The organism is Citrobacter sp. wls615 (assembly GCF_005281355.1).
In the GTDB taxonomy this organism is placed as follows: Bacteria; Pseudomonadota; Gammaproteobacteria; order Enterobacterales; family Enterobacteriaceae; genus Citrobacter; species Citrobacter werkmanii.
Map to the genome: position 1 here is coordinate 1 of NZ_SZXM01000031.1, position 1294 is coordinate 1294.

Genomic DNA, 1294 nt, shown 5'->3' on the forward strand with positions numbered 1-1294 from the left:
GGTATGAACCGGAAACATGGGTAACACTTTAGACCGGATACATGGGTAACAGTTATAACTGGCATAGAAGAGGAGACTCGCTATGCCCTGGACTGAGACCCGACCTATGCAACGCCTCGATTTTATCCGTGCCTGCCATGCAGGTACGGACTCTTTCTCCGCTCTTTGCCGTCTCTTCGGCATCAGTCGAAAAACCGGTTACAAATGGCTTCAGCGTTTTGACCCCTCTGACCTGTCATCTCTCTCTGACCGGTCGCGTGTTCCGCACTCCCACTCCCGGACAGTTCCTGATTATATCGCTGCACAACTTACGGCCCTGAGGCAAAAACACCCGGACTGGGGCCCTAAAAAACTGCGGATGTGGATGCTCAACCATCATGTCGATTTTACCGTACCTGCTGCCAGCACTATCGGCGATATTCTCAAGCGCGAAGGCCTGGTTCCGGATAAAAAGCGGAAACGCAGAACCCCGGGCAATCGCCAGCCCCTGACGACCATCAGCGAGAACAATCAGGTCTGGAGCGCTGATTTTAAAGGCAAGTTCAGGCTGCTGAGCAGAGAGTACTGCCATCCCTTCACCCTGACCGACAATCACAGCCGGTATCTTCTGAGCTGCCGGGGAACAGACCGGGAGAGCGAACCCTTCGTCAGAAAGTGCCTGACAGATGCCTTCCTGGAATACGGTCTGCCGGAAGTACTCAGAACCGATAATGGTCAGCCCTTCGCGGGAACAGGGATAGCCGGATTAAGTCGTCTTGCCGTCTGGCTAATCAAGCTGGGCATCAGGCCGGAGCGTATCAGAAAGGGGCATCCGGAAGAAAATGGCCGTCATGAGCGAATGCACCGCTCGCTGAAAAGTGCGGTGAAACAGGGCAACACCTTCATGACGATGGAAGAACAACAGCGGTGGTTCAGTGACTACCGGGAAGAATTTAACCACGAAAGGCCGCATGAAGCCCTGGCGGGTGCAACGCCCGGAACGGTATGGCAACCCTCGAACCGACACTGGGATGGCCGTGTTCCTGAATATGCTTATCCGGAAGGAGGTACGGTTTACAGGGTGAAATCGAGGGGGACACTCTATATGGGGAAAAAGGGGACGGTATTCCTGAGTGAAGCGCTGACTGGCGAATACATCATGCTGGAAGAACAGGATGATGGCCTTGAGGCCATCATCTTTAATGGAATAACACTTGCGTACTACGACCGAAAAACCGAGAGTGTGCTCCGGATAGACTGAAAAGTGTTACCTATGTTCCCGGTCTGATCTGTCACCTATGTATCCGGTCATACA

Annotated in this window: 1 protein-coding gene; it reads left to right on the forward strand. The window is 53.4% G+C overall.

Annotation, left to right across the window (positions count from 1 at the left end; translation table 11 throughout):
* Positions 1 to 106 precede the first annotated feature (106 nt).
* Positions 107 to 1240, forward strand: a complete 1134-nt coding sequence (locus tag FDX04_RS12160; protein ID WP_249935533.1) for a DDE-type integrase/transposase/recombinase — start codon at positions 107 to 109, stop codon at positions 1238 to 1240.
* The last annotated feature ends 54 nt before the right edge of the window (positions 1241 to 1294 follow it).

Bases quoted from the DNA above. Each gene is read 5' to 3' on its own strand.
- FDX04_RS12160 (WP_249935533.1), top strand. From the start codon at position 107: ATGCAACGCCTCGATTTTATCCGTGCCTGCCATGCAGGTACGGACTCT.